Origin of the sequence: Amycolatopsis sp. NPDC051716, from assembly GCF_040681595.1 — a bacterium.
Taxonomy (GTDB): Bacteria; Actinomycetota; Actinomycetes; order Mycobacteriales; family Pseudonocardiaceae; genus Amycolatopsis.
The window spans coordinates 13,890-34,278 of the sequence record NZ_JBFAZA010000021.1 but is presented as its reverse complement, the minus strand read 5'-3'; the positions used below and the strand labels follow the sequence as shown (position 1 = coordinate 34,278).

Below are 20,389 nucleotides of genomic sequence, written 5' to 3'. Positions count from 1 at the left end.
ACGTACAGGCGCCGCCGGCCCGTGCCCAACGTGAGAGGGACTTGCATGTCCGACGCGACGACTGCGGGGCAGTCCGGCGGAGAAACCGCGAAGCTGACCCTGCCGAGTGGCGAGCACGAGTTCAAGATCGTCCACCCGGTCGAAGGCGCGCCGGGGATCGAACTGGGCAAGCTGCTGGCGCAGACGGGGTACATCACCTACGACCCCGGTTTCGTCAACACCGGTGCCGCGTCGTCCGCCATCGCCTACATCGACGGTGACGCCGGCATCCTCCGCTACCGCGGGTACCCGATCGAGCAGCTGGCCGAGAAGTCGACCTTCGTCGAGGTCTCCTACCTGCTGATCTACGGCGAGCTGCCGACCGAGACCCAGCTGGCCGACTTCACCGGGAAGATCCAGCGGCACACGCTGCTGCACGAAGACCTCAAGGCGTTCTTCAGCGGCTTCCCGCGCGACGCGCACCCGATGCCGGTCCTGTCCAGTGCGGTGTCGGCGCTGTCGACGTTCTACCAGGACTCGCTCGACCCGTTCGACGAGCCGAACGTGGAGCTGTCCACGATCCGGCTGCTCGCCAAGGTGCCGACGCTGGCCGCCTACGCGTACAAGAAGTCCGTGGGCCAGCCGCTGCTGTACCCGGACAACTCGCTCGGCCTGGTCGAGAACTTCCTGCGGATGACGTTCGGCTTCCCGGCCGAGCCGTACGAGGTCGACCCGGACGTCGCGAAGGCGCTCGACCTGCTGTTCATCCTGCACGCCGACCACGAGCAGAACTGCTCGACCTCGACCGTGCGCCTGGTCGGCTCGTCCGAGGCGAACCTGTTCGCCTCGATTTCGGCGGGCATCAACGCGCTGTTCGGCCCGCTGCACGGCGGCGCGAACGCCGCGGTGCTCGACATGCTCGAGGGTATCAAGAACGACGGCGGCGACGTCGCCAAGTTCGTCGAGCGGGTGAAGAACAAGGAAAAGGGCGTGAAGCTGATGGGCTTCGGGCACCGGGTCTACAAGAACTACGACCCGCGCGCGAAGATCATCAAGAACACCGCGGACGAGATCCTCGGCAAGCTCAAGGGCGGCGACCAGCTGCTGGAGATCGCCAAGAAGCTCGAAGAGACCGCCCTTTCGGACGACTACTTCATCGAGCGCAAGCTGTACCCGAACGTGGACTTCTACACCGGCCTGATCTACCGGGCGCTGGGCTTCCCGACGAAGTTCTTCACGGTGCTGTTCGCGCTCGGCCGGCTCCCGGGCTGGATCGCGCACTGGCGCGAGATGATCAACGACCCGGCCACCAAGATCGGCCGCCCGCGGCAGATCTACACCGGCCACGCTTCGCGGGACTACACCCCGATGTCGGAGCGCTGATTCGTTTCACGCGCACGGGGTTTTTCCGGGGGTTCCGGGTGGCGGAGCCCCCGGCCCGGGGCGAAGCCCCGGATGAAACAACGTCCCGCCGTGCATTCGCACGGCGGGACGTTTACGTTTACCGGCGTGACTCGAGAAGCCCCGGTCGTCCTATGGTTCCGCCGTGACCTGCGGCTGGGCGACCACGCCGCGCTGCTGGAGGCGTCGAAGCACAGCAAGCACGTGCTCGCGCTGTACGTCCTCGACGAGGCGCTCCTCAAGCCGTCCGGCGCCGCCCGTGAGGCCTTCATGTACGGCTGCCTGGAGAAGCTGGACGAGCAGCTCGGCGGCCGGCTGATGCTGGTCCGCGGCGAACCGGCGGCCGAGGTCGTGAATGCCGCGAAGAAGATCGGCGCGGCCGCGGTGCACGTCAGCGCCGATACCGGGCCCTACGGCCGCCGCCGGGACGCTTCGGTGGCGGAAGCGTTGGCGGAGCACGACATCGAGTGGGTCGAGACGGGCTCGCCGTACGCCGTGACGCCGGGCCGCGTCACCAAGCCGGACGGCGATCCCTACCGCGTCTTCACTCCCTTTTACCGGGCGTGGACCGCGCGCGGGTGGCACTCGCCCGCCGACACCGGACCATCCCTTGTGGACTGGGTGGAACCGCCGCGGTCGCTGAAGATCCCGAAGGCGCCCGCGGTTTCGGCGACGCTGCCCGAACCCGGCGAGCAGGCCGCGCTCGACGTCTGGCACGAATTCCTGGACGACGGCGTCGAGACCTACGACGAGGATCGCGACCGCCCGGACCGCGAAGGCACCACCCGGCTTTCGCCGTACCTGCGCTGGGGGTGCATCCACCCGCGGACGATCTTGGCGGACCTCGACGGCGACGACCGCGTCGGCGCGAAGTCGTTGCGCAGCGAGATCTGCTGGCGCGAATTCCACGCCGACGTCCTGTGGCACCGCCCGGAAACGGCGCGCGAGAACTACGACCGGCGCTTCGACGGGATGAAGTACGACGACGACCGCGAGGCCTTCGAGCGGTGGTGCGCGGGCCGCACCGGTTACCCGATCGTGGACGCCGGGATGCGGCAGCTGCTGGCCGAGGGCTGGATGCACAACCGGGTGCGGATGGTCGTCGCGAGCTTCCTGGTGAAGGACCTGCACCTGCCGTGGTGGCTGGGCGCCCGCCACTTCATGAAGCACCTGGTGGACGGCGACCTGGCGTCGAACCAGCTGAACTGGCAGTGGGTCGCGGGCTGCGGCACGGATGCGGCGCCGTACTTCCGCATCTTCAACCCGACGACCCAGGGCGAGAAGTTCGATCCGGCCGGCGACTACGTGCGCAAGTACGTGCCGGAGCTGCGTTCCGTGGCGGGCAAGGCGGTGCACAAGCTGAAGGACCGCCCCGGGGAGTACCCGGAACCCATGGTCGACCACGCCCACGAGCGCCAGGTCTCCTTGGAGCGGTACGGCAAGATCACGTCGTGATCAGCGGCTTGACCCGCCACACGACCGCGAGCGCGGGATCACCGGTGGAGCTCGGCTCGATCCGGTCGACGGCGAAGCCCTCCCGCTCGTAGAAGAGGCGCTGCCGAATCTTTGCTCGTCCAACAGGAGGTCCCCCCAGGGGGCCCCCTGATTTCACGTTACCGCAGGGGTCCGACAGTTTCGGCGGTCAGAGCGCCGGCCTGTGCGTTGGCCGCGCTGCTCGGGGTGCACGTACCGATCAGCGGGGCGTAGTGGGCCCCGACGTGAGCTTCGCCGAACCGGTGGATCGCGCTCACGTCGCCGGGCCCCGCCGCCCGCACCTCAGCCACGCAGGGCTTCCGACAGCTTGATCCGGCTGCCGATCCGCAGCACGCTGTTGCCGTAGATCTTCCCGCCGATCCAGGTCAGCAGGGCGACGAGCGCGATCGTCAGCGCCAGCGACAGCCCGATCTCCCAGCCCGCCGCCGCGCCCGTCGAGATGCGGGCCGGCATCAGGATCGGCGACAGCAGAGGGATCAGCGAGACGATCTTCGTCGCCGAGCTCGCCGGGTCCTGGACCAGCAGGTTGAAGCCGGCGATGAACCCGACGACCAGGATGATGTTGAGCGGCCCGACCACCGACTGGGTGTCCTCCTGCCGCGACACCAGCGACCCCAGCGCGCCGTAGATGGTGGCGTACAACAGGAAGCCCAGCAGGTACCAGAGCAGGCCCCACAGCACCGCGCCCGTCGCGAAGCCGGACAGGGTGAACACGCCGGTCGCCGCCGCGGCGCCCAGCCCGACCACCGCGAGGATGACCAGCTGGGTCAGGCCGACCAGGCCGAGCCCGATCACCTTGCCCAGCAACAGCTGCCACGGCCGCACGCTGGCGAGCAGGATCTCCACGACCCGGCTCGACTTCTCCTCGACGACGCCCTGCGCGACCATCATCCCGTAGGTGATGATGCTCATGTACAGCAGGAACGCCACGACCAGCCCGACGACCAGCCGCTGCGTCTGGTCGGCCGGCTCCGGCGAGAGGGCGTCGTCCTGGACGTGGGTGCCGTTGACCCTGGCCATCACCTCGGCCGGTTCCAGCTGCGCGGACGACAGCACGCCGTCGAGCACCTGCTGCTGGGCGACCTGGTCGAGCACCCGGCGCAATCCGCTGTCCAAAGAGGACTTGTAGGTGGCGGTCAGCTGCGCCGCGCTGCCCGAGACGAGCGCGTCGACGTCGCCGTCTTCGACCTTCTTCCGGCCTTCCGCCGCGTCGGTGACGACGACCGTGCTGATCTCACGGCCGGAAAGCGCCGCTTCGGTCTGCAGCTGGCGGGCGATCCCGATCGCCTGGCCGGTCAGCCCGACGGTCTTCTTGTCCGACGAACCGGCCAGCGACGTCTGGAAGAGGACGTACCCCAGCAGCAGCACCAGCAGTACGCCGGTGCCGACGACGAACGACCGCGTGCGCAGCCGGGTGTTCAGCTCGCGCTTCATCACGAGCCAGACGGCGCGGCGGCCACTCAACGTCCTCATCGCGGTTCCCCCTTCTCGGACACGGCGTCGCGGAACAGCTCGGTGAGCGAACGGCGACGGCGGCTGAACTCGGTGACCGGCCCGGTCGCCAGCGCGGCGGCGAGCACGGCCTGGTCGTCCGCGCCCGGTTCGAGGTCGAGGACGGTGGTGGTGCCGTGGTGTTCCAGCACGCGCACGCCGGGCAGGTTCGCGGCCCAGCCGTTGCTCGCGGCGGGCGCCGTCACGACGAGCTTGCTGCGCGCGCCCGAGGTCAGCTCGTCGACCGTGCCGACGGCGACCATCCGGCCGCTGCGGATGATCCCGACCCGGTCGCACAGCCGCTCGACGAGGTCGAGCTGGTGGCTGGAGAACACGACCGGCACCCCCGCGGCGGCCTTCTCCCGCAGGACGCCGCTCATCACGTCGACGGCGAGCGGGTCGAGGCCGGAGAACGGCTCGTCGAGCACCAGCACCGCGGGGTCGTGCACCAGCGCGGCGGCCAGCTGGACGCGCTGCTGGTTGCCGAGGCTGAGCTTCTGCACCTCGTCCTTGCGGCGCTCGGCCAGCCCGAGCCGGGTGATCCAGTTCTCGGCGTTGCGGTGGGCCTCGCCGGTGCTGAGCCCGTGCAGCTCGGCCAGGTAGACGAGCTGGTCGAGCACCTTCATCTTCGGGTACAGCCCGCGTTCTTCCGGCATGTAGCCGATGTGCGTGCGGGTTTCGTGCGTGACCGGCCGGTCGTCGAAGCGGACTTCACCGCCGTCGGCGGCCAGCACGCCCAGCGCGATCCGCATGGTGGTGGTCTTGCCGGCGCCGTTGCTGCCGACGAAGCCGAACAGCTCGCCGGCGTGGACGTCGAACGAGACGCCGTCCAGCGCGACCTTGGCGCCGTAGCGCTTGGAGATCCGGTCGATCTCCAGTGTCCCCTCAGGCATTCCCCATCCCCTCCTCGAAGTCTTCGGGGTCGTCGTCCGGCAGTGACCAGCCCAGCACGATGGCCGGGATGGTGGTGCCGGTGACCAGCAGCGCGGACAGCATCATCGCGCCGCGGACGCCGCCGTTTTCGGTTTCGGCGATGAACAGGCTGTACAGCAGGGCGATCACCATCAGGTAGCTGAGCGCCTGGTAGCCGATGTAGGTGACGCGGTGGCGCCACTCGCGCTCGCGTTCGTCCAGCAGGCGCGAAAAGCTGTTGGTCATCCGCCCGGTCAGGATGCGCAGCGTCAGGAACGCGGAACCGCCGATGACGAGCCCGCTCAGCCACAAGGCCGGAAAGACCCATTCCGGCGCCACCTTGAACCGCGTCGCGCCGGCGATCATGATCAGATCGGCGACGACCAAGATGGCGACGAGCGTCCGGCGGTGCTTCCGGGTGCGCCAGCCGGGCAGGTGCCGGGCCCGTTTTCGTTCGGCTGCCTCGAGCTTGTCGAGCTGGCGTTCCCAGTAAGCCGCGAGGCGGCCCGGCTGCTCGGTCATGCTCCCCCCTCGCGATAGACCTGGGTGGAAAGCGGCGTGAACGGCTCGCGGCTGAAGACCGCCTCGACGGGCAGGTCGAACACCGCGCAGATCCGGAACGCCAGATCCAGGCTCGGATAGTGGTCACCCCGCTCGAGCGCGCCGATGGTCTGCGGGTTGACATCGACGGCACCGGCAAGCGTGGCTCGGGTCATCCCGCGCTCCGCCCGGAGCACGGGAAGCCGGTTGTAGATCGGCAGCTCTTTGCCGCGTCTGACCGGACTCATGGCACTAACTGTTGCAAAAACCCAACGGGACGTCAACTCAAGAGAACATCAAGTCCGGTTGTGCACATGGGTGGTGGGTTGTGGATGAGTGGGTGGGGCGGGCGGCTGAGCGGCGGTTTTGTCGGTGGGGGCCGATAGACTGGACTTGGGCACGGCCCCCTAGGGAGGGCGGGGAGCTGTGTCGGCGGGGAGCTGTGTCGGCGGGGAGCTGTGTCGGCGGGGAGCTGTGCTGCCGACGTCAGGCCAGTCCGGCTAGCGACTTGTCGACAAGTTCCGCCACTCGCGCCCGCGCCGCCTCGGCGTCCGACGGGATCAACGACAGCCGCGTCCGGCGCTCCAGTACGTCCTCGACGTCCAACGCTCCCTCGTTCCGGACCGCCCACACCACCTCGGCCGCCGTGATCTCCGTTCCCGGGGCCACCGGGGCCGCGAACTCCGCGTCCACCTCGCCCAGCGCCGCCACGCGGGAGGCCTCCGTGCCGTACCGGGCCACCAGGCGGGGCGCCGCGTCCACAAAGGACAGCTCTGATCGGGGAGCGGCTCCCAGCAACGGCAACCGGGCCGTTCGGCACGGGGTCGCCGGGAGCCCGGCGAGGCGGACCGCCGCGTCGACCGCGTCCTCGGCCATCCGGCGGTACGTCGTCAGCTTGCCGCCCACCACGGTCAACAGCCCGTCCGGTCCGGCCAGGACCGCGTGCTTGCGGGAAAGATCCGCCGACCGGCCGCTCGTCCCCTCGACCAGGGGACGCAGCCCCGCATAAGACCCGGCCACGTCCGCCCGGGTCAGCGGCCGGGCGAGCACCGAGGAAGCCAGCGACAACAAGAAGTCCACATCGGACTCGGGAACCACTGGCACGGACGGGATCGGGCCCGAGACGGGCTCATCGGTGAGTCCCAGGTAGACCCGGCCGTCCGGCTGGGGGAGTAGGAAGACGAACCGGTTGGTCTCCCCGGGGACGCCGATGTTCACCGATGTCGTCCCCATCGGCACCGTCCCCGGCGCCAGTACCAGGTGTGAACCGAGCGATGGCCGCAGCCGCACCGAACCCGTCAGCGTTCCCGCCCACACCCCCGTCGCGTTGATCACCTGCCGGGCGTGGATGTCCATTGTGGAACCCGAAAGACCGTCGCGCACTTGAACGCGGTCCGCGGCAAGCGTAATGGCCGACAGCCGCGTGAGGATGCGCGCACCGAACGATGCCGCCGTCCGGGCGAGGGAAACCACCAGCCGCGCGTCGTCGACCAACGCGCCGTCGTAGGCCAGCCAGGCGCCGCGCAAGCCGTCGGGGGACAGGCCCGGCGCCAAGGCCAACGCCAGCGGCGCCGGGATCGCCCGCGGCCGCGGCAGCACCGACGACGGCGTGCGCGCGGCCCGGCGCAGCACGTCCCCGGCGCGCAAGCCGGCCGCGACCACCCGCTCCTGCGCGCGGGAAGTGCTGGGGTACCACGGAAACAGCTGCGGCATCGCGCGGGTGAGGTGCGGTGCCGTGCGCGTCATCATGATCCCGCGCTCCACCGCGCTTTCGTGCGCCAAGCCGAGTTCGCCGTGCGCCAGGTATCGCAGGCCCCCGTGGACCAGCTTCGACGACCAGCGCGACGTCCCGAACGCCAAGTCGTGCGCCTCCACCAGCGCGACCGACAGGCCCCGCGAAGCCGCGTCCAGTGCGATACCCGTGCCGGTGACGCCGCCGCCGACCACGACGACGTCGACGCGCTCGCCCGACGCCAGCTCCGCGAGCTCGCGTTCGCGGCGCCGCGCGTTGAGCGAGCCGGACGTCATGGCCGCAAAGCCGCGTCGAGCACGTGGGTGAACTCGGCCATCAGCGCCACCTCGTCGACGTCCACGGTGGCCGGCCGCAGGGAGAACGCGAACGACTGCACCACCAGCAGCACCGAACGGGACTGCACCGCGACCGGCGCCCGCCGGATCGAGCCGTCCTGGTGGCCGGCCTCCAGCAGGGCGTGCAGCGCCTGCTCGGCGAACTTCTGCGTCGCGCCGAGCCGCTCCACGATGTACGGGAGGACGAGCTCGGGGTCGACGTCGAGCAGGGTGCGGAACAGCGGGTCGGTCGACAGCGCGCGGACACCGGCCGCGGCGATGAGCACGAGCCGGTCGCGGCTGTGCGCGGCATCCGCGCCGCCTTCGCTCGCCGTGCGCAGCAACCCGCTGAACTCGCGGGTCATCAGGGCGGCGAGCACGCTGCGGACGTCGGGGAAGCGGCGGTAGACCGTCATCCGGCTGACGCGGGCGGTGCGGGCGATTTCGGCGAGTGTGGTGCGGCGCACACCGACGGCCAGCACGCACGAGCGCGCGGCGTCGAGCAGCACGTCATCGGCCACCCGCGTCGCCGTCTGGCGGTTGCGGGTGTCCGCGAGCGCGGAGGAACCTGCCGTCTGCGTGGTGTGACGTTTTACGTCCATGTGTCACACTGTAGTCGTGAACGCTCTCATTGACCACCGCCTCCGCCGGTCCTGGACCGAGGAAGCCGCCGGCGCCGCCCCGCTGCCCGCGCGAGCGGCCAAGTGGCTTGAACAGCGTATCGGCCAGACGGCCCCCAGTGCTGCTCCAGCAGACGATTTGCCGGTGGAAATACCGTCACCGAAACTGGCGAAACCTGCTGGGGAAGCGCTTGCGGAAGTGGTCGGCGCGGAGAACGTGCTGGTCGACGCCGCGGCCCGGCTGGCGCGGGCGACCGGACTGTCCTACCTCGACCTGCTGCGGCGCCGTGCGCCGTCTGCGGAGTTCCCGGTGCCCGACGCGGTCGTGCTTCCCGCCGACCCCGACGAGGTCCAGGCGGTCCTCGACGTCTGCGTCCGGCACGACGTCGGAGTGGTGCCCTTCGGTGGCGGAACGTCGGTGGTCGGCGGGGTCGCCGCACTGCGCGGCGAAAAGACGTCGGTGATCGCGCTGGACCTCGTCCGGCTCGACGCGCTGGTGTCGGTGGACGCCGAGTCGCGCATCGCCGTCCTGCAGGCCGGTGTCCGCGGGCCCGAAGCGGAGCGGCTGCTCGCCGGGCACGGCCTGACGCTCGGGCACGTCCCGCAGTCGTTCGAGCGCGCCACGATCGGCGGCTTCGCGGCGACGCGCTCGGCCGGCCAGGCGTCCTCGGGCTACGGGCGGTTCGAGGACATGGTGACCGGCGTGCGGCTGGCCACCCCGCGCGGCCCGTGGAAGCTCGGAGTCGCCCCGGCGTCCGCGGCCGGGCCGGACCTGCGCCAGCTCGCGATCGGCAGCGAGGGCGCGCTCGGCGTGATCACCGAAGTCGCGCTGCGGGTGCGGCCGGCGCCGCCGGTCCGGCGTTACGAGGGCTACGCGCTGCCGGGCTGGGCGGCCGGCGCCGAAGCGGTGCGGGACCTCGCGCAGCACCAAGCGCTCGCCGACGTCACCCGGCTGTCCGATGTGGACGAAACCGAGGTGTCACTCGCGCTGAACGCCGGGGTGAAGACGGCGGCGCTGCGCCGCTACCTCGCCGCGCGGGGCGTGCGACGGCCGTGTTTCCTCATCGTGGGCTGGGAAGGCACCGCGCACGACGTGGCGCTGCGCCGCCGTGAGACGGCCCGGCGATTGAAGGCATCGGGTGCCGTGCGCGTCGGCAAAGCTCTCGGCGAGTCGTGGCGGCACGGCCGGTTCGCCGGGCCCCGGCAGCGGGACACGTTGCTGGACATGGGCATCTGCGTCGAGACGCTCGAGACGGCCGCGTACTGGTCCAATGTGGACGAGCTGCGCGACGACGTCCGGGCGGCGCTGACGGCCGCGCTGGGCAAGGCGATCATCATGTGCCACATTTCGCACGCCTACGAAACGGGTGCCTCGCTGTACTTCACGGTGCTGACGGCCCGCGACGAAGCCGACCCGGTCGGCCAGTGGCAGCGCGCGAAGGCGGCGGCCTGCGAGGCGATCGCCGGGCTGGGCACCATCTCGCACCACCACGCCGTCGGCGTCGACCACGCGCCTTACCTGAGCGCGGAAATCGGTGCGCTGGGGGTCGAGGTGCTGCGCGCGGCCAAGTCCGCGGTGGACCCGACCGGGATCCTCAACCCCGGAAAGCTGGTGTGACGACCTCGCAGGGCACGCCGTGGCCGTCGGCCGCGACGCCGTCGAGCCGGGCCGCTTCGGTCTGCGGGACGTCGGAGGTGCGCACCGGCGCGCCGCCGACCAGCAGGGGATAGCGGATCGGCGCGGCGCCGACGTACGTGTGGACGTCGGTCAGGCGCGTGCCGTCCTCGAGGGTGATGTCGGGGTCGGTCAGCCGGGCCAGGTGGTAGCGGGTGCCGCGGCCTTCGCAGCGGTCCAGGACCGCGAGCTGGTCCGGCGTCACGAACCAGATGGCGTGCTCTTCGACGCCCGGCAGCGCGGTGAGGGTCGCCGGGCGCTGGTCGTCGACCACGCGGAAGCCGGCCGCCCACACCGCGGCGAGCCCGGCGCAGCGCGCGTGCGCCACGACGACCGGGCCTTCGAGGCCGAGCCGGGCGCGCAGCCAGGTGATCTTCGACGGGTTCGCGTTGGAACCGTAGGCCAGCACGGCCATCCGGTCGCGCCAGCCGTCCGGCGCGGTGTCCAGGGGGTGCCCGACGCCGTCGACGTGCACGAACGAGTGACCCGGCCGGGTGCCCGGGTAGGGCTCGGCCGGGTACTCGTCGTCGGTGAAGAGGGTCAGAACGTCACCACGCTGCGCAGCACGTCACCGTGGTGCATGCGCTCGAAGGCCTGCTCGACGCCGTCGACGCCGATGCGCTCGGTGACGAACTTGTCGAGCGGCAGCCGGCCCTGCAGGTAGAGGTCGACGAGCATCGGGAAGTCCCGGCTGGGCAGGCAGTCGCCGTACCAGGACGACTTGAGCGAGCCGCCGCGCGAGAAGAAGTCGATCAGCGGCAGGTCGTTCAGCCGCATCTCCGGCGTCGGCACGCCGACGAGCACGACCGTGCCGGCCAGGTCGCGCCCGTAGAAGGCCTGCCGCCAGGTTTCGGGCCGGCCGACCGCGTCGATGACGACGTCGGGGCCGAATCCGCTGGTGGCCTCCTGCATGGCCTCGACGACCTGCTCTTCGCTGAGGCCCTTGCTGTTGACGGTGTGCGTCGCGCCGAAGTCCTTCGCCCAGGTGAGCTTCCGGTCGTCCATGTCGATCGCGACGATCGTGGTGGCGCCGGCCAGCTTCGCGCCGGCGATGGCGGCGTCCCCGACCCCACCGCAGCCGATGACGGCGACCGAGTCGCCGCGCGTGACGGCGCCGGTGTTGATGGCCGCACCGAGCCCGGCCATGACCCCGCAGCCGAGCAGCCCGGCGACCGCGGGTTCGGCCTCGCGGTCGACCTTCGTGCACTGTCCGCTGTGGACGAGCGTCTTCTCGAGGAAGGCGCCGATGCCGAGCGCGGGCGAAAGCTTGGTGCCGTCGGTGAGGGTCATCGGCTGGGCGGCGTTGAAGGTCGAGAAGCAGTACCACGGCTTGCCGCGCTTGCAGGCCCGGCAGGTGCCGCAGACGGCGCGCCAGTTGAGGATGACGTAGTCGCCCGGCTCGAGATCGGTGACCCCTTCGCCGACGGCTTCGACGACGCCGGCGGCCTCGTGGCCGAGCAGGAACGGGAATTCGTCGTTGATGCCGCCTTCGCGGTAGTGCAGGTCGGTGTGGCAGACCCCGCAGGCCTGGACGTTCACGACGGCCTCGCCGGGACCGGGATCGGGCACGAGGACGGTCTCCAGCGAGACGGGCTCGCCCTTCGCCCGCGAAACGACCCCCTGGACCTCGTACGGCATTCGAACCACCTTCCGGCTGCGCTGCTGGTCGACCGCAGCTAATCACGGATCATGCGGCGATGGCGACATCCGCAGGAGTGAGGTTTTGCGCAACATGTTGCGTCTTACGCAACTTTGGTCAGCCAGCCGACGATGGTCGCGACGTCTTGGCCGGTGAGGCCCGTGCTCGCCTCGACGGTGTGCAGCAGGGCCGGCCCCGGGTGGTGGCCCGCGACCCAGGTCCGGTCGGCGTCGGTGGTTTCGTCGTCGATCCAGGCGAACGGGCGGCCCGCGGCCGCCTCGACGATCGCCGCGGTCTTCCAGTGCAGGCCGGGGATGCCGTCGTCGGGGAAATCGAGCACCGGCAGCGGCGGCAGGCCCAGCAGCGGGGCGACGCACTCGTTGGCGTCCGCCAGCCACGTCGTGGCCCAGACGAGGTCACACCCGAGCCGCAGCAGCGCCGGGCCGAGGCTCGGGTCGACTCGCGACAGCAAGGGATTGCCCAGGTCGGCGTCCGTGAAGACGTCGTACTCCCCGAAACTCCGCCCGAACGGGATCAGCGGGCCGTCGACGTCGAGGAACAGGAGGGGGCGGGGCATGATCTCCGCAGTCTGGCACGGCTGGGTGGGCCTCCGGCCCCCGGTTTCCAGCTTACCGGGCAGCACCGACAGTTCCCGGCGGCTCCGGCAGGTCCATCGACGCCAGCTTCACCGGATCCGCCACCGCCGCGATGTTCGTGATCCGGCCGTCCACCACCGTGAACGCCACCACCGACAGCGGCGTTCCGTCCTCGCGCCACGCCACCACGCCCGGCAGGCCGCCCACCAGCACGCGCCGGCCGCCGCCGGCCGCTCCGAAGCGGGCGCCCGTGGCCACGTTCGTGGCGCCCAGGACCACCACCAGGCCATCCGGTGTGTCGACCGTCAAGCGGACCTGCGGGTCGAGGACGCGCAGCAGCTGCTCGAAGTCGCCGTCGCGGGCCGCCGTCAGGAACGCCTGGACCACCTCCCTCCGCGACGACCCGGCCGGCGGTGAAGGCGTGCGCACTTTGCGGCGGGCCCGGCTCGCCAGCATCTTGGCCGCCGCCGTGGACTTGCCCAAGATGCGTCCGATCTCCTCGAACGGCACCGCGAACAGGTCATGCAAGACGAACGCCAGCCGCTCGCTCGGGCTGAGGGACTCCAGCACCACCAGCAGCGCCAGCCCGACCGAATCCGCCAGCTCCGCGTCCTCGTCCGGGGAGGCGCCGTCGTCGACCGTCACGATGATCTCGTCGTACGGCGCCTCGGGGCGGGACTTCCGCGCGCGCAGCACGTCCAGGCTGATCCGGCCGACCACCGTCGTCAGCCAGCCCTCGAGGTTCTCGATCGACGCCGCGTCCTGGCGCGACAGCCGCAGCCAGGCCTCCTGCACCACGTCCTCGGCGTCGGCGTGCGAACCGAGCACGCGATGGGCCACCGCGCGCAGCCGGTCGCGCTGCGCTTCGAACGTCTCGGCCAGCGTGTCGGACATGGTCGTTACCTTCCTCGGTTCGGCTCCGTCGTGGACATGACGGGCCCGGAGGGGCACAGGTAACCGATGGAGGAACGATGGAACCACGGCTGAAGACCCGGAGCGATCCCGAGGTGACCGGCGCGGTCCAGCAGCTGTTCAAGGTGGTGCACGCCGCCGGCGTCGATCCGCTGCTGCTGGAGCTGGTCCACCTGCGGGCCAGCCAGATCAACGGCTGCGCCCCGTGCACCTACGCCGGTGTGCAGGCGGCGAAGCGGCAGGGGGAGACCGACGACCGGCTGCACAGCGTCGTCACCTGGCGCGAGACGCCGTTCTTCACCGAGCCGGAGCGGGCCGCGCTCGCGCTGACCGAAGCCGCGACCCGGATCGAGGACGGCCAGCCGGGCGTGACCGACGAGGTCTGGGCCGCCGCGGCCGAGCACTTCGACGAGCGGCAGCTGTCCGCGATCGTCACGCACATCGCGCTCAGCGGCTTCTTCAACCGGATCAACCGCGCGATCCGGGAGCAGGCCGGCAAGACCTGGTGAAGTCCGGCGGGGCGCCGGCGAGGCGCCCCGCCGGACCTCGTCAAGCCCGTAACGAGAAGGCCGCCTCGAACCGACATCGTCCGAGAGTGAAGCGATCGGGGGAGTGGCATGAACACGGGCGCCGCAATGGCCGGGCTCGGCCTCCTGATAGCCCTGTTCGGGGTCCCGTTGACCTGGGCGAATCTGCGTCGCACACGCACCGAGCGCACGGTGGGCTACTTCGAACGGGTGAACGAGCACGTACGCCTGCGGCAGTCGCGGCTCCGTGCTCTTGCCGGAGCGGGAATCCGCCCCGAGTGGCAGGCCGACGAAATCCCGATGCTGACCAAGGTCGGGTGGGTTCTTCCCGGCCCGGTTCTCCTCGATTCGATCAGGCTCGAGCGCGAGCCGGAAGGCCGGGATGAGCAGTTCGCGGAGATCCGGAGCCGAGCACGGAGGATGATGCCCAGAAAGCGCGATGGGACCCGCTATGCCGGATACAGCGGCGCACTCGTCGAGCTCGCTGGGATGACGCAGCTGTACAACGGCTGGATCTACCGTCCCACCGGTGTGGTTGCCGAAGGCGGCACGCTGCGCCTCAGCTTCGCCGGCGGTCACTACTTCGATCACCTCGACACCACCGAAGTTCTCGCCTACGAAGCCGCGATCAACGATCTCGCCGGCCGGGCAACCGTGGAGGGCGCGTACCGCAGGTTCCTGAGAGACCCGTTCGATCTCGGCCGCCGCGGAACTTCATTGGGAGTGGTCGTTCTGACGATCCGCGTGTCGGATGACGAGTGCGGCTTCTACATGCACCTGCGTGACGAGCGCAGGGTCGCCGCGGCTCCGGACACGACTCACGTCATCCCGGCCGGCGAATTCACTCCGGCCGACCGGGATCTCGGATCCCGGACGCGGGACTTCGACCTCTGGCACACAGTGATGCGTGAATACGCGGAGGAGTTCCTCGACGTCGAGGAGTCGTACGGCCGCGGCGGCCGTCCGCTGGACTACGAGAACGAGTGGCCTTTCCGCGAGTTGGTCGCCGCAAGAGCCCGAGGTGAGCTTCGGCCTCACGTGCTGGGAATCGGGTTGGACCCACTGACCTGGAAGCTCGAACTGCTTCTGGTCTGTGTGTTCGACGACTCCGCGTTCGACACGCTGTTCGCCAAGATCGTCCAGCGGGGCAAGGAAGGAACGATCGTAGTGGGACCGAAGGGACACGGGATCCCGTTCGAAGCCGAATCCGTCGACCGGTACGTGCACGACGCGAGCACCCGCAACGCCGCTCAGGCTTGCCTCATGCTGGCGTGGCGTCATCGTGTGGGTCTGGGTTTGGTGCACGATCTGCCGGCGGGTGGGTGAGGAGCGGCAGAACACGCTGCTCCTCACCGACCACATCGTCAAGCCGGCGTGATGATGTACGCGACGCCGCCGGGGCCGCCGGCGACGGTGCCGTCCGCGCGGTAGCGCTTGGTCCGCTGCCAGATCTTCTCGAACTGGTCCCGCTTGTAGACGTTGCGCACCCGGTCGTTGCTGCTCGACGCCGGGTCGTTCGCGATCACGTCGCCGTCCTTCGTGAAGCCGACGACGACCATGATGTGGCCCGACGTCCCGTAGCCGGCGCCGTCGAGCTCCGACGACAGGAACGACTGCGACGTGATCACCGGGATGCCCCGCGCGATGTAGGTCTCCAGCTCGTTCAGTGAGTGCAGCCGCGTGATGTGGCCGCGCAAGCCGCGCGACGCCGCGTAGGCCGTGTTGAACGGCCAGTTCCCGGTGCCGTCGTAGGCGTGGTCGTAGGTGTAGCGCGCCGCGAACGCCACCTGCGGGTCGACGTAGTCCGGCGGGATCCACGCCATCTCCGCCGCGGACGGCTTCTTGCCCCAGTACTCGGCCACCATCTCCGTCGATGTCGGGCTGCACCAGGCTTCGCCGCCCCCGCCGTACTGCGGGAACTGTCCCTTGTGGAGGTTCTGCGCGTACGCGGGCACCTTCAGCTCGATCCCGGTGGCCCGCCCGGGCTTCGTCGGCTGCACCTCGAAACGGTCCGGGACGGCGGAAGTCATCGCGCCCAGCAGGCTCACCGACGGCGTCGCGCCCGAGCCGGCTTCGCGGTAGAGGCTGACCCGCAGGTGGTACGACTTCAGCGTCACGTCCGGCTTCATGACCAGCGTGTCGACGTCGACCAGCGCGTTGGCGTCGTCCTGGCCGTCGACGCTGGTGCGCAGGATGTCGGCGTCGCCGCTGGCCCAGTGGCCCAGCACGTACCACGCGGTCTCGGCGCCCGCCGACGTCCGGCCCTGCGCCTCGACCTGCAGCCAGGTCTTCGCGGGCGTCTTCGCGTTCCACGACGCGACCAGCTGCGTCGCGCCGAAGCCCGGCCGGTACGCCGGTGACGTCCACTGGCCGTACTCGTACGTTCTCGTCGTGCCCAGCTCCGGCTCGGTGTGCGCCACCGTGCCGATCGGGCGGGTCAGGCGCAGGCCGTCGCGGGTGAGCGCCACGCCGGCGAAGCCGCCTTCGTGGAACCGGCCGCCGGTCCACTCGTGGTAGTCGATCGCCTCGTCGTCGCGCGGGTGGACGGGCCCGGCCTCGGCGGCTTGCGCGGTTACCGCGGACAACACAACCACTGACAATAAGGTGAACAGCTCGCGTATGCGCATCCCGGCTCCCTGATCGGCCCACCCAGTAGCCAGGAATTTTCGTCGCTCCGGACCGGTCTGTAAACAGGTACCTAGAGGACGGCCTGCGTCTGTGTCACTTTCGCGACCAACTTGCCGTCGTCGTCGTGGATTTCGGTCTCCACCACGACGAACTTGCGGCCGGCGTGCAGTGGTCTGGACGACGCAACGGCGTAGCCCGAACGCACCGCGCGCAGGAAGTTCGTCTTCGATTCGACGGTCGTCGTGCCCTGGCCGCCCTCGGGCAGGTTGAGGAACGCGCACACGGCGCCGGTCGAGTCGGCCAGCGCCATGAGCGCGCCCCCGTGCAGCGCGCCGCCGAGCGTGCAGAGGCTTTCGTCCCACTTCAGCCGGCTGCGGACGAGTTCGCGCCCGTGCTCCAGCACCTCGACGCCGAGGCGTTCGGAAAACGGCATGGAGCGGTGGAAGAGCCGGGTGCCCTCGGGATCGGTCATGCTCGGCAGCTTGCCCGAAGATCGGCGGCCGGGCGATTACCTCCGGCGTAACCTCAGCTCAGCGGGTGGACGAGCAGCAGCTCCGTGTTGTGGTCCTCCGCCGCGCCGACCCGGCCCAGGTCGGTGTGGATGTCGTTGTAGGACAGCTCGCGGTACAGCGACGCAAGCGCTTGCGGCGTCCGGGCGCCGTAGTCCACGGCGTACGGCGCTTCCGCTTCGATCAGGGTCGTGAACAGCGACAACGTGCCGTCGGCGTTGTCCGCGACCTCGACGATCCGCGCGTGCTGCGGGAAGTCGACGTGCGACGCGGTGTTGATCTCCCAGAAGCCTTGCTGCGGCGTGTTCCCGGCGTGCGGCGTGATCTTGTTGAGGTGCGTGTGGCCGTTGACCCAGGCCAGCACGTTCGGGAACCGCTTGAGCAGCGCGACGAAGGCGTTGCCGTCCAGCCGCGGGTCGAGCAGGTGGCGCGAGTCGGGCAGCAGGTTGCCCATCGAGCCGCTGGTGTGGTGGCTGAAGAGGAGGAACAGCTCGTCGGTGACGGCGTGGGTGACCTTGCGGCCGAAGAAGTCGTAGTACGTCGAGCTGCCGCGCTTCAGCGTCGACTCGACCCAGGAGTACTGCGCGAGCCCGATCGAGCCGTCGGCGAACCCGGCGTCGGTGGTGGTGTCGAGGCTGATCCCGGTGATGCCGGGCGCGATCCGGAAGGTGTAGTAGACGTTTTGGCCGTCGGCGTTGGCGCTGGTGAAGCCGTGCCCCACCGGGCCGGGGCCGGTGTTGGCGGCGTCGAGGTGGGCGCGGACGAACTCGCCGGTGCCGAACGGGCGCCGCCGCGCGTCCGGCGTGATCTCGCGGATGGTGCCGCTGCCGCCGAACAGTTCCGCGACCGGGACGCCGGCACCCTTCTTGATCGCGTCGGCGAGCTTCTTCGCGGTGGTCTCGTCCTTGCCGATCACCTTGTACTTCCCGGTGTACCAGGCGTCGATCCCGGGGATCTGCGCCGGCAGCGAGCCGACGATGCTGTCGTCGTGGTTGCCGAAGGTGCAGAACCACGGGACGTCGAGGCCGGGTGCGGTGAAGGACTTCATGCCCGCTTCGAGCAGGCCGGGCAGCTGCGGGAAGCCCTTCGCCGAGTACTTGTCGCCCACGCCGGGGATCGAGGGGTTCCAGTACTCGTCGTTGCCGGAGCTCTGGACGCCTTCGTACGCGTTCGCGTCGCCGGAGTTCGGGGTGACGGTGCCGCCGTTGAGGACCTTGAGGAACCAGTCGAGCTCGATCAGCTCGTGGTTGTCGGTGTTGTCGCCGGTGGTGACCATGAGGTCGAACGGCCGCCCGGTGAACGGGCCTTGCCGCACGCTGTTGACCCGTTCGACCAGCGCGCTGGTGGCGACCGTCCCGAGCGCCTCCTGCGGCCGGTGCGCGGAGCCGATGAACGGGTGCAGGTATTCGAACCGCGCGGGGCTTTCGGCGTCGGTGATGTGCAGGTCGGTGAACTGGACGAAGGCGGAGAGCGCCCGGCGCCGGTCGTCGCGCCCGCTCTGCGGGGTGGCCAGATCGCTCCGGACGACCAGCGGCCAGCCGGGGCCCGCGGACAGGCGCGAGTAGGTGCTGGTGCCCCCGCCGGTGGCGACCTGTTCGAGCGTGGTGCCGGTGGTGGTGACCGAGCGGGTGCTCGTGAGCCGGAGAGCGCGGTCGAGGGCGTTCGCGGTGGGCGTGCAGAGCAGGAGCCCGACACCGGCGGCGCCCGCGGTGGCGAAGGTGCGCCGGGTGAGTTCGGCCATGAGTTTCGCTCCCCAGTCTTCTCGGTTGCCCTGCACCGTGCCGGACGTCGGTGACCGGCCGGTGAACGTGACATTTCGAGCTACCCTGTCACGGGCGTCGGAGTGGGTGTACCGCCGAAGGTTGTGGTCATTTCCGCCGCTGAGGCCGGGCGGCGGGAGGGCCCCGTGGCACACTTCGTCGACCACGAGGCCAGTCAGGGGAGCACGACGCATGACCGATCGCCCGGCCAGGCGAACGCAGGAGCAACGACGCGCGGAGACCGAGCGGCGCGTGGTGGACGCGGCGATGGCGCTCATCGCGCGCAGCGGCTCCCGGGCCGTCACGCTCGCCGAGGTCGGGGAAGCCGCCGGCTACAGCCGCGGCATCGTCTACCACCACTTCGGCAGCCGGGAACGGCTGCTGGAGGCCGTGGTCGACGAGGCGCAGCGGTTCGACGTCCCCGTCTACCAGGGAGACGGCCTGGACTACCTGGTTCGGATCATCGAGGCGTACCTGCGCAACGTCGTGCGGCGGACACCGTCGGCGCGCGCGTTCCTGCAGCTGTGGGGCGAGGCGATCGCGGCCGACCCCGTGCTGGCTCCGCTGTTCGCCCGCCGGGACGCCGACTTCCGGCAGCTCCTGGCGGACGTGGTCCGCCAGGGCGTCGCCGACGGGTCCATCCGGCCCGACGCGAACCCGGCCGCGGCCGCCGTGTTGATCGTCGCCCTGGTCCGCGGGACCGGGCTGCAGCTCATCGCCCAGCCTCCGGTTCGCAACGTCCCCGCCCTCATCCGGGAGGCGGCGCGCTCGGTACGCGGAGCCTTCGCGGTCACGCCGTAGTTTCCGGCCGTGGTCGCCCGCACCGGCCGCTGCTACACTTACTTGCGTACATGCACGCAAGTAAGGAGTCGAGATGACTGTTCCTCTGGTACTCGTGCACGGCAATCCGGAGAACGCCGGCGTGTGGGGACCGCTGATCGCCGCGCTCGGCCGCGACGACGTGGTTTCGCTGTCGCCGCCCGGGTTCGGGGTGCCCGCGCCGGACGGCTTCTCCGCCACCGTCGAGGGCTACCGCGAATGGCTGGCCGCACGGCTGGAGCAGTTCCGGGAGCCCGTCGACCTCGTCGGCCACGACTGGGGTGGTGCGCACGTCGTCCGGATCGCGATGACCCGCCCGGACCTGATCCGCAGCTGGGCGTCGGACGCACTCGGCCTCTTCGACCCGGGTTACGTCTGGCACCCGCGGGCCCAGGTGTGGCAGCAGGAAGGGGCCGGCGAGGCTTCGGTGAAGGAGATCTTCGGCGGCACGCTGGCGCAGCGGCTGGAGGTCGTCGGCGCGCTCGGGATGACCGGCCCGGCCGCGGAACGCGTGGCGGCCGGGATGGACGACGGCATGGGGCGGGCGGTGCTCTCGCTGCTGCGGTCGGCCGTCCAGCCGGTGATGGCCGACGCGGGCCGCGGCCTGGCGAAGGCGCGACAGCGTCCCGGTCTCGCCCTGATCGCCCTCGCGGACGTCGACCAGGCCAGCGGAACGCCCGCGCAGCACCGCTCCGCGGGCGAGGCCGCCGGTGCCGAGATCGCCGAACTCGCCGACACCGGGCACTGGTGGCCGGTGACGGACCCGCACCCGGCGGCGCGCGCCCTGACCGCGTTCTGGTCCCGGTTGGACGGTTAGGCC

At 70.5% G+C, this 20,389-nt stretch carries 20 protein-coding genes; 7 read left to right on the top strand and 13 right to left on the bottom strand.

Features of this window, described 5'->3' with window-relative positions; translation table 11 throughout:
* Nucleotides 1-45: 45 nt before the first annotated feature.
* Nucleotides 46-1,362, top strand: a complete 1,317-nt coding sequence (locus AB0M30_RS27360; RefSeq protein WP_103336718.1) for a citrate synthase — start codon at nt 46-48, stop codon at nt 1,360-1,362.
* A gap of 126 nt (nt 1,363-1,488) precedes the next feature.
* Nucleotides 1,489-2,835, top strand: a complete 1,347-nt coding sequence (locus tag AB0M30_RS27355) for a deoxyribodipyrimidine photo-lyase (protein ID WP_364588986.1) — start codon at nt 1,489-1,491, stop codon at nt 2,833-2,835.
* Between the two features lie 321 nt (nt 2,836-3,156).
* Here the strand turns inward: AB0M30_RS27355 and AB0M30_RS27350 are convergent, their stop codons facing one another.
* From AB0M30_RS27350 to AB0M30_RS27325, 6 genes are all read right to left on the bottom strand, one after another.
* Nucleotides 3,157-4,347 (bottom strand): ABC transporter permease, encoded by a 1,191-nt coding sequence (locus AB0M30_RS27350; RefSeq protein ID WP_364588983.1) that lies wholly within the window; start codon nt 4,345-4,347, stop codon nt 3,157-3,159.
* Nucleotides 4,344-5,258 carry an ATP-binding cassette domain-containing protein gene (locus tag AB0M30_RS27345; RefSeq protein ID WP_364588980.1) on the bottom strand — a complete coding sequence of 305 codons (915 nt, stop codon included), beginning with the start codon at nt 5,256-5,258 and terminating at the stop codon, nt 4,344-4,346. Before AB0M30_RS27345 ends, AB0M30_RS27350 begins: the two co-directional genes overlap by 4 nt.
* Nucleotides 5,251-5,799, bottom strand: coding sequence for a hypothetical protein (locus AB0M30_RS27340; protein WP_364588977.1), 549 nt, complete (start codon nt 5,797-5,799; stop codon nt 5,251-5,253). Before AB0M30_RS27340 ends, AB0M30_RS27345 begins: the two co-directional genes overlap by 8 nt.
* Nucleotides 5,796-6,065: a helix-turn-helix transcriptional regulator gene (locus AB0M30_RS27335; RefSeq protein WP_013230147.1), complete on the bottom strand. Its 270-nt coding sequence runs from the start codon at nt 6,063-6,065 to the stop codon at nt 5,796-5,798. The genes AB0M30_RS27340 and AB0M30_RS27335 overlap by 4 nt, the downstream gene beginning before the upstream one ends.
* Nucleotides 6,066-6,303: 238 nt before the next feature.
* Complete coding sequence (locus AB0M30_RS27330) at nt 6,304-7,845, bottom strand: glycerol-3-phosphate dehydrogenase/oxidase (RefSeq protein WP_364588974.1); 1,542 nt, start codon at nt 7,843-7,845, stop codon at nt 6,304-6,306.
* Nucleotides 7,842-8,405 (bottom strand): TetR/AcrR family transcriptional regulator, encoded by a 564-nt coding sequence (locus AB0M30_RS27325; RefSeq protein ID WP_103337094.1) that lies wholly within the window; start codon nt 8,403-8,405, stop codon nt 7,842-7,844. Before AB0M30_RS27325 ends, AB0M30_RS27330 begins: the two co-directional genes overlap by 4 nt.
* A 298-nt stretch (nt 8,406-8,703) precedes the next feature.
* Here AB0M30_RS27325 and AB0M30_RS27320 point away from each other — a divergent pair, with 298 nt between their 5' ends.
* Nucleotides 8,704-10,122 carry an FAD-binding oxidoreductase gene (locus tag AB0M30_RS27320; protein WP_364589299.1) on the top strand — a complete coding sequence of 473 codons (1,419 nt, stop codon included), beginning with the start codon at nt 8,704-8,706 and terminating at the stop codon, nt 10,120-10,122.
* Here AB0M30_RS27320 and AB0M30_RS27315 read toward each other — a convergent pair.
* The 4 genes from AB0M30_RS27315 to AB0M30_RS27300 all read right to left on the bottom strand — a co-directional run bounded on the left by AB0M30_RS27315 (nt 10,100) and on the right by AB0M30_RS27300 (nt 13,308).
* Nucleotides 10,100-10,654, bottom strand: coding sequence for a gamma-glutamylcyclotransferase family protein (locus AB0M30_RS27315; protein WP_364588971.1), 555 nt, complete (start codon nt 10,652-10,654; stop codon nt 10,100-10,102). The genes AB0M30_RS27320 and AB0M30_RS27315 overlap by 23 nt on opposite strands.
* A 65-nt stretch (nt 10,655-10,719) precedes the next feature.
* Nucleotides 10,720-11,817: an S-(hydroxymethyl)mycothiol dehydrogenase gene (locus AB0M30_RS27310; protein ID WP_364588968.1), complete on the bottom strand. Its 1,098-nt coding sequence runs from the start codon at nt 11,815-11,817 to the stop codon at nt 10,720-10,722.
* Between the two features lie 104 nt (nt 11,818-11,921).
* Nucleotides 11,922-12,395 (bottom strand): HAD domain-containing protein, encoded by a 474-nt coding sequence (locus AB0M30_RS27305; RefSeq protein ID WP_364588965.1) that lies wholly within the window; start codon nt 12,393-12,395, stop codon nt 11,922-11,924.
* A 52-nt stretch (nt 12,396-12,447) separates the two neighbouring features.
* Entirely contained in the window at nt 12,448-13,308 is an 861-nt protein-coding gene (locus AB0M30_RS27300) for a sigma-70 family RNA polymerase sigma factor (protein WP_364588962.1), read from the bottom strand.
* A 77-nt stretch (nt 13,309-13,385) separates the two neighbouring features.
* Here AB0M30_RS27300 and AB0M30_RS27295 point away from each other — a divergent pair, with 77 nt between their 5' ends.
* Both AB0M30_RS27295 and AB0M30_RS27290 read left to right on the top strand, forming a co-directional pair.
* Nucleotides 13,386-13,835 carry a carboxymuconolactone decarboxylase family protein gene (locus AB0M30_RS27295; protein WP_364588960.1) on the top strand — a complete coding sequence of 150 codons (450 nt, stop codon included), beginning with the start codon at nt 13,386-13,388 and terminating at the stop codon, nt 13,833-13,835.
* Nucleotides 13,836-13,943: 108 nt separating this feature from the next.
* Complete coding sequence (locus tag AB0M30_RS27290) at nt 13,944-15,179, top strand: hypothetical protein (RefSeq protein ID WP_364588957.1); 1,236 nt, start codon at nt 13,944-13,946, stop codon at nt 15,177-15,179.
* 38 nt (nt 15,180-15,217) lie between these two features.
* On the opposite strand, the gene AB0M30_RS27285 is transcribed toward AB0M30_RS27290, so the two are convergent.
* The 3 genes from AB0M30_RS27285 to AB0M30_RS27275 form a co-directional block, all read right to left on the bottom strand.
* Nucleotides 15,218-16,480, bottom strand: a complete 1,263-nt coding sequence (locus tag AB0M30_RS27285; RefSeq protein WP_364588954.1) for a peptidase C39 family protein — start codon at nt 16,478-16,480, stop codon at nt 15,218-15,220.
* A gap of 71 nt (nt 16,481-16,551) precedes the next feature.
* Nucleotides 16,552-16,953 carry a PaaI family thioesterase gene (locus tag AB0M30_RS27280; RefSeq protein ID WP_364588951.1) on the bottom strand — a complete coding sequence of 134 codons (402 nt, stop codon included), beginning with the start codon at nt 16,951-16,953 and terminating at the stop codon, nt 16,552-16,554.
* A gap of 53 nt (nt 16,954-17,006) precedes the next feature.
* Entirely contained in the window at nt 17,007-18,731 is a 1,725-nt protein-coding gene (locus AB0M30_RS27275) for a TIGR03767 family metallophosphoesterase (protein WP_364588948.1), read from the bottom strand.
* 211 nt (nt 18,732-18,942) lie between these two features.
* On the opposite strand from AB0M30_RS27275, the gene AB0M30_RS27270 reads away from it, so the two are divergent.
* Nucleotides 18,943-19,551 carry a TetR/AcrR family transcriptional regulator gene (locus tag AB0M30_RS27270; RefSeq protein WP_364588945.1) on the top strand — a complete coding sequence of 203 codons (609 nt, stop codon included), beginning with the start codon at nt 18,943-18,945 and terminating at the stop codon, nt 19,549-19,551.
* A gap of 73 nt (nt 19,552-19,624) precedes the next feature.
* Nucleotides 19,625-20,386 (top strand): alpha/beta hydrolase, encoded by a 762-nt coding sequence (locus AB0M30_RS27265; RefSeq protein WP_364588942.1) that lies wholly within the window; start codon nt 19,625-19,627, stop codon nt 20,384-20,386.
* Nucleotides 20,387-20,389: the final 3 nt, after the last annotated feature.